The sequence below is a fragment of the Vannielia sp. genome (assembly GCF_029212645.1).
GTDB lineage: Bacteria > Pseudomonadota > Alphaproteobacteria > Rhodobacterales > Rhodobacteraceae > Vannielia.
In genome coordinates, this window is the sequence record NZ_JARGND010000037.1 from 22360 (window position 1) to 29086 (window position 6727).

6 protein-coding genes and 1 other RNA gene are annotated in these 6727 nt (G+C 61.8%); 5 read left to right on the forward strand and 2 right to left on the reverse strand.

Features of this window, described 5'->3' with window-relative positions; translation table 11 throughout:
* Positions 1 to 141: 141 nt before the first annotated feature.
* Together P1U55_RS12005 and P1U55_RS12010 are read left to right on the forward strand one after the other, a co-directional pair.
* Positions 142 to 1020 (forward strand): glutathione S-transferase, encoded by an 879-nt coding sequence (locus P1U55_RS12005; protein WP_301047845.1) that lies wholly within the window; start codon positions 142 to 144, stop codon positions 1018 to 1020.
* 69 nt (positions 1021 to 1089) lie between these two features.
* A complete protein-coding gene (locus P1U55_RS12010; RefSeq protein WP_301047846.1) occupies positions 1090 to 2607 on the forward strand; it encodes a YifB family Mg chelatase-like AAA ATPase in 1518 nt (505 codons plus the stop codon).
* Between the two features lie 5 nt (positions 2608 to 2612).
* On the opposite strand, the gene P1U55_RS12015 is transcribed toward P1U55_RS12010, so the two are convergent.
* Together P1U55_RS12015 and nudC are read right to left on the reverse strand one after the other, a co-directional pair.
* Positions 2613 to 3080: an SRPBCC family protein gene (locus P1U55_RS12015; protein ID WP_301047847.1), complete on the reverse strand. Its 468-nt coding sequence runs from the start codon at positions 3078 to 3080 to the stop codon at positions 2613 to 2615.
* Between the two features lie 48 nt (positions 3081 to 3128).
* Positions 3129 to 4094, reverse strand: coding sequence for an NAD(+) diphosphatase (nudC, locus tag P1U55_RS12020; RefSeq protein ID WP_301047848.1), 966 nt, complete (start codon positions 4092 to 4094; stop codon positions 3129 to 3131).
* Between the two features lie 207 nt (positions 4095 to 4301).
* Here nudC and P1U55_RS12025 point away from each other — a divergent pair, with 207 nt between their 5' ends.
* The 3 genes from P1U55_RS12025 to ffs all read left to right on the forward strand — a co-directional run.
* Positions 4302 to 6194 (forward strand): bifunctional 2',3'-cyclic-nucleotide 2'-phosphodiesterase/3'-nucleotidase, encoded by a 1893-nt coding sequence (locus tag P1U55_RS12025; protein WP_301047849.1) that lies wholly within the window; start codon positions 4302 to 4304, stop codon positions 6192 to 6194.
* A 58-nt stretch (positions 6195 to 6252) separates the two neighbouring features.
* Positions 6253 to 6609, forward strand: coding sequence for a hypothetical protein (locus P1U55_RS12030; protein WP_301047850.1), 357 nt, complete (start codon positions 6253 to 6255; stop codon positions 6607 to 6609).
* A gap of 41 nt (positions 6610 to 6650) precedes the next feature.
* Positions 6651 to 6727: signal recognition particle sRNA small type (gene ffs, locus P1U55_RS12035), an RNA gene on the forward strand; the annotation flags it as partial.

Sequence of the window (6727 nt, forward strand, 5' to 3'; positions counted from 1 at the left end):
CATGTTAAACGCAGGCTAGGCGCGTTAGGTTCAAAAGAAAGTGTGAAAAATGGAAAAAGCACTTTGTATCAATAATCTTGATGGACTTCCGTGCAAATTTGCGTTGGTCTAAGCCGTTTCTCTGTGCGTAGCCTCACAGGTATGGAAAACACGCTCTACATCGGTGATCCCGCTTACTCATCCTGGTCGCTTCGCGGCTGGCTCTTGTTTGAAAGATTCGGCCTCCCGCGCACGACGGTTTGGGTGGATTTCGCTGCCAAGGACGTTGCCGCGCAGCTTGCCCAGATCGCACCGGCCCGCACCGTGCCCGCTGTCGTCACCGCAGATGGAGCCATTCTTTCAGAAAGCCTCTCGATCGCTGAAGAATTGGCCAGCCGCTACCCCGATGCAGGCCTCTGGCCCGATGATCCGAAAGCCCGCGCAACGGCCCGCACCGTGACGGCCGAAATGCACGCCGGTTTCGCGGCGCTCAGGGCAGATTGCCCAATGGCGCTGCGCGTCACCTATGCTGATTTCGCGCCATCCAAAGCCGTTTTGGCCGATCTTGAAAGGTTAGAGACCATCTGGGCCCACGCACGCGACGCCAGCCGCTCAACCGGCCCGTGGCTTTGCGGCGATTACTCAGCGGCAGATGCTTTCTTCGCCCCCGTCGCGGCTCGGATCGCCACCTATGGCCTTCCCGTCGGCGAAGACGCCGCAGCCTATGTAGCCGCACACCTCAACGATCCCGCCTTCCGTCGCTGGCGTGCAATGGGCTTTGCCAAAGGGGAGGATTTGCCTAGGTACGCAAAGAACGACCTCACCAAAGCCACTTGGCCCGGCCCAGCGCCTCTCGCCGCTCGCGCGGTGGAAACTGGCCCCTCAGTCAACCAAACCTGCCCCTACTCCGGCAAGCCGGTCACCCATTTCATGGAAGCTGGCGGTAAGACCTGGGGCTTTTGCAATGCGTTTTGCCGCGACAAGACCGTGGCCGATCCGCTTGCCTGGCCCAGGTTCGCAGAGATTTATGAAGGCAGTTAGGCCCGTGTTTACCATTCAGTAACCATCTCTCGCCTAGCGTTAACCAATTCTGGTTCGAGGGATGAGAACATGGTGGCGCAGGCCTACACGGTGGCCTTTGACGGGATCGAGGCACGCCCGGTTGAGGTGCAATGCGCGATCTCGCCGGGCATGCCGGGTTTCGGAATCGTCGGCTTGCCTGACAAGGCTGTCAGCGAGGCGCGTGAGCGTATCCGCGCGGCGCTCAACGCACTGGCCATCGCCATGCCGTCCAAAAAGGTGACGGTCAATCTCTCTCCTGCGGACTTGCCCAAGGAAGGGTCCCATTTCGATTTGCCTATTGCCTTGGCGTTGCTCGCCGCGCTGGAGATCCTGCCGCGCGAAGAGATTGAGCAGGTTGTCGCGCTCGGTGAGCTTTCACTCGATGGCAAGCTCGTCGCGGTCAATGGTGCCCTCCCCGCCGCAATGGCCGCCGCCGCGCAGGGGCGACGGTTGCTTTGCCCTCGGGCCTGCGGGGCAGAGGCCGCATGGGTCGGCGCGGCTGAGGTGATCGCGCCCGCATCGCTGGCCGCCGTGGTGCGCCACTATACCGGTGAAGCCCCGATTGAGCCTTCTACCCCCGGCGAATTGAAAGAGCGCACGACCACTGGTTTCAAAGACCTGCGCGATGTGAAGGGTCAGGAAAGGGCCAAACGTGCGCTCGAAGTTGCCGCTGCGGGGCGCCACCACCTGCTCATGGTTGGTCCACCAGGCTCTGGCAAGTCCATGCTGGCCGCACGCCTGCCTGGCCTCCTGCCGCCACTAACGGCGACCGAGGCGCTTTCAACGTCCACGATCCACTCCATCGCCGGGCTGCTCGAAGAGGGCGGAATTTCACGCGAGGCCCCGTTTCGCTCCCCGCATCACACGGCTTCCATGGCCGCTGTCGTCGGCGGTGGCCGGGCCGCCAAACCGGGTGAGGTTTCGCTTGCCCACAACGGCGTGCTCTTCATGGATGAATTCCCCGAGTTTCCCCGCACCGTGCTCGAAACCCTGCGCCAACCAGTTGAAACGGGCGAAATCATGGTCAGCCGGGCCAATGCCCATGTCGCCTATCCCTGCCGTTTCATGCTGGTCGCTGCGGCCAATCCCTGCAAATGCGGCCACCTCACGGACCCGGCCCTGGCCTGCTCCCGCGCCCCGAACTGTGGGGAGGATTACCTTGGACGTATCTCCGGCCCCTTGCTTGATCGCTTCGACATCCGCCTCGAAGTGCCCCCCGTTGCCTATACCGACCTTGATCTGCCGCCTGCCGCCGAAGGCTCTGCCGAGGTCGCCGCGCGGGTTGACAGCGCACGCCAACGTCAGCGCGAACGCTACGAAGCGCTCGGCGTCGCCGCGACGACCAACGCTGATATCGAAGGTGAGTTGCTAGAGCAGGTCGCCCGGCCTGATGACGCTGGCATGGAGCTGTTGCGCAGGGTGGCGGAGCGCTTTCATCTATCGGCGCGCGGATACCACCGGGTCATGCGGGTTGCCCGCACGATTGCAGACCTTGATGGCGATGAGGGCGTCAGCAAAGGCCACATCGCCGAAGCCGTGAGTTACCGTTTGGTGAAAGGCGCGTGAGAGGGTCAGGCCGTGTGGCTCGGGCGCGCTTCAAGGTGCTCGGCAAATTCACCGAGGCGCTTGCGGAGCGTCTTGGTCAGGCTCGCACGCTTCAACCGCAACGATTGCACCAGCACCCGCGAGGTGATCGACCGTGGCATCAGCTCGATCTCAAGGCTCATCCTCGTGCGCTTGGGCGAAAGCGCAATGAGCTCCACGTTCACCACAGCATCCAACCCGCCAATCCGCAAATCCAGCGCCACATGATCAGGCCGATCATAGCGCGAAACGGTCGCCGTGAGCTCCCGCAGAGTGCCACGCACCGGGATACGCATCTTCCAGCTCATGCCCACACCGCCGGAGGATTGAGCGTCGAGCCGGGTGATCTCATGGCCGCGCCGCATCACCTGCTTCTCGAAGGCTTCGTAATCGGTGACCGCATCAAAAACCTCGTCGATCGGCTTTTCGATGTCTTCCTTATCGGTGAACTGCATGTCGCCGCTGCCCTTTGTCCCTTGTCGCCCCGCCTGCGGTCTTACCCGTCAATCGAGCGTGTCCGCAAGCCAGTTGGCAATCAGGAATTGCGCAATCGCGCCACGGCGCGCCGGTTTAACCTGCTCATTCCGGCCCGCGAAAATGTCGAGCATTTCCTCGCGGGTAAACCAGCGGGCATCCTCCAGTTCGTTCGGGTCAACTGTGATCTCGGTGGTGGTCGCTTCGCCATAACACCCCATCATCAACGACGCGGGAAAGGGCCAGGGCTGCGATGCCAGGTAGCCTACCGGCCCCACCCGCACGCCGGATTCCTCAAAAACCTCGCGGCGCACGGCAGCTTCTATCGTTTCGCCCGGCTCAACGAAGCCCGCCAACAGCGAGTACATTCCCTGGGGCCACCCCGGCGAGCGCCCCATCAACACCGAATTTCCGTGAGTGATCAGCATGATAGCAACCGGGTCGGTGCGCGGAAAATGCGAGGCTCTGCAAGCCGGGCACTCGCGCTGCCACCCCGCCTGGCTCACGTCACTTTCGGCACCGCAGCGTGCGCAAAACCCATGAGAGAGATGCCAGCCAAAAATTCCTCGCGCAGTCGCCGCCACTTCGGCTTCCAGCGGGGTAAGTGCCGTCATCAAGTTGCGCAGCTCAGAAAACCGAAGCCCCGGATGGCCGGGAAGGCCCTGTTCCAAAGTGTCAAGGAAAACACCCGGCTCGAAGGGCGGCGTTTCAGGCTGCCAGCCAGAGACATCATGCGCAAACCAGGCGTTGCCGTCAGGATCAACGCCAAGGAACACCCGCAGATCATCACTTTGCAGAATGTCAGCCGTTACCGGCTGGCAAGCAATCGATTCTGCCCCCCTGCTGCCTTCAATCAGCACCTTGCCGCGCCAAAGCACAGCATGTCTGGTGCTCTCTGCCTGCGCCAGCGCGTCAAGCGCGGCCTCATCGCCTCGCCGCTCCGCCTTCCGGTCAAGACCGCCGCCACCAAAAGTCACCTGTTCCGCGTGTCGCATCCGTGTGCCTCCCATGCCGTTTCAACGGTTCTGGCACAGGCGGCTTCCCGGCACAAATGCTGCTCCTTGCACAAAACGGAAACAATGGCGCAAATGCCCCAGCACTGTCCCTGCAATTTAGCGTCTACAACCATGGCGCCCGATCAACCTCGGGTTTAAACTGCCATACAACCACGCACTTACAAAGAAATGGCCGAGTAGCCCAAGATGTCGGCGAGTTCATCCAAATCAGGATCGGCCATTTCCGGGGAAGAGGTGCACTTACGCATTCTCGCAACCTCAGATCTGCACATGCACATCACCGGGCATGATTATTACCATGACCGCCCCTCCCCAAGCCTTGGCCTGAGCCGAACGGCCTCCCTGATCGCTCAGGCGCGCAAAGAGGTGCCGGGTGCATTGCTCTTTGACAATGGCGACTTTTTGCAAGGCACCCCAATGGGCGATCTGATGGCCTATGAGCCAGATAAAATAGAGTGTTCGCACCCGATGACAGCGGCCATGGGGGTGCTGGGCTATGATGCCGTGGCGCTGGGAAATCACGAGTTCGACTATGGCTTTGATCTGCTCGACAAGGCTCTTGCCAAGGCCAGGTTCCCCGCGCTGGCCGCCAATTTGCGGCGCAAAAATCCCCCCGACCATGCCGCCGATATCCGGCCGTGGATTCTGCTGCGCCGCAAGTTGCCAGACGCTTCAGGCCAGCTTCGCGAGGTTACGATCGGGGTCATCGGGTTACTGCCGCCGCAGGTGATGCGCTGGTCTGCTGCTGTGCTGGGCGGGGTGGCTGAAGTGCGCTGCATGCTCGAAACCGCAGCCCGCGAAGTGCCCGCCATGCGAGCCGCAGGGGCTGATGTTGTGATCGCGCTAGCGCACAGCGGCCTCAGCGGCAAGCCCGTGTCACGCGGTATGGAAAACGCGATTCTGCCACTGGCCAGGATTGACGGGATTGATGCGCTGGTCGCCGGGCACCTCCATCTGCGCTTTCCCGGACCTGATTATTCCGGCCTTCCCGGCGTCGATGCCGAAGGCGGGACTGTGCATGGAAAGCCGGTCGTGATGCCCGGTTACGGTGGGTCTCATCTAGGCGTGATCGACCTTACCCTTTCGCCGCAGGCCACCGGGATGAAGATTGTGTCGTCTCACTCAGAACTTCGCCAAATCTCGGTTTACGGTGCAAACGGGCCGGAACCGCGCGTGAAAGAATCCCCTGAGATCCTGCGCACGACTGCCAAGGCGCATGATGCGACGCTGGCCTACATCCGCCGTCCGGTCGGGCGCACCAGCGAGCGCTTGCAAACCTATTTCAGCTTTGCCGCACCATGCCCTGTGATTGGCCTGATCAATGCGGCCCAAGTGGCCTATGTGGCCGAACAACTGGGCGAACCCAGCTTCCCGATCCTCTCTGCGGCGGCCCCGTTCAAGGCTGGTGGCCCCGCCGGACCGCAAAACTACACAGATGTCGCGCCCGGAGATATCACGCTTAAAGGCGCGGCCGATATGTATCCCTTCCCCAACACCCTGCGCGTTTTACAGGTTTCAGGCGCGATGTTGCGCGACTGGCTTGAGCGGTCAGCCAGCGCCTACCTCCAGATCGGCCCTCCCGGAACCCCTGCGCAAAACCTGCTCAACCCCAGCTTTCCCGGCTATGATTTTGATGTGCTGTCCGGCGTCACCTGGCAGGTGGATATTTCGCAGCCCGCCCGGTACGCCGCCGATGGCACCCCGCTTGGGGCCGGGTCGGGGCGGGTGCGCAACCTGTGCCACGCCGGACAGCCGGTGCGCGACCGTGACCGCTTTATCGTTGCAACCAACAGCTACCGCTTGGGCGGGGTAGGCCTGTTTGCCCCTCTCGAAGCTATGCAGGTTGTGCTTGATGACCGTTTGATCAGCCGTGACATCCTGATCCGCTACATCTCAGAACAGGGCGCGCTGAGGAACTGCGCAGAACCAAACTGGAGCTTCTCTCCCCTTGGAGGGCAGCGTGCCATCATGAGAACAGGCCCCGCCGCGCCCACCGACTCCGCGCAACTTGCGCCCTATAGCCCGCGCTGGCTGGGGCTGGATGCCCAAGGCTTCGCATTGATCGAGTTGACCCTCTGACAGGGCTGGCCCCCTTTGGATTGCCCGGTTAAAACCCATGGCAAAGAAGGACAAACCCATGCGCAAGATCATCTGGCTTCTCGTCATCCTCGCCATTGCAGGCCTCGCCGCCGCCGTCACAAAACCCAGCGAGGCCGATGTTGAGGCAGAGCTGAAATCCCGCTTCCTGCAAAGGCTGGCCAGCACCAACCCCAGTGCGCAGGGCAACGGCGGAGATTTTGCGCTCACCCTGATGTGTAAGGCCGACCATAACGCCTGTTATGAGCTTGTCCGCACGGGCCTTGATGTGGGGTATGATGACCGCAAACTTTACGCGGCTATTGATATCACGGGTTTCGGTGAGTCTTTGCGGTGTTACGGGGTCTTCGCAACCTTCCTGTGCTCCGGCGAAATTCCGATGGGCGCAAACGGCTAGAACCCTTGCGAATCCGCGCCTTTCCCCCTACATACCCCATCGAGAGGTTGGCGCGGGCGAGCGCCTCGCCAACCCGGTCAGATCCGGAAGGAAGCAGCCGTAACGAGCCCCGCTTGGG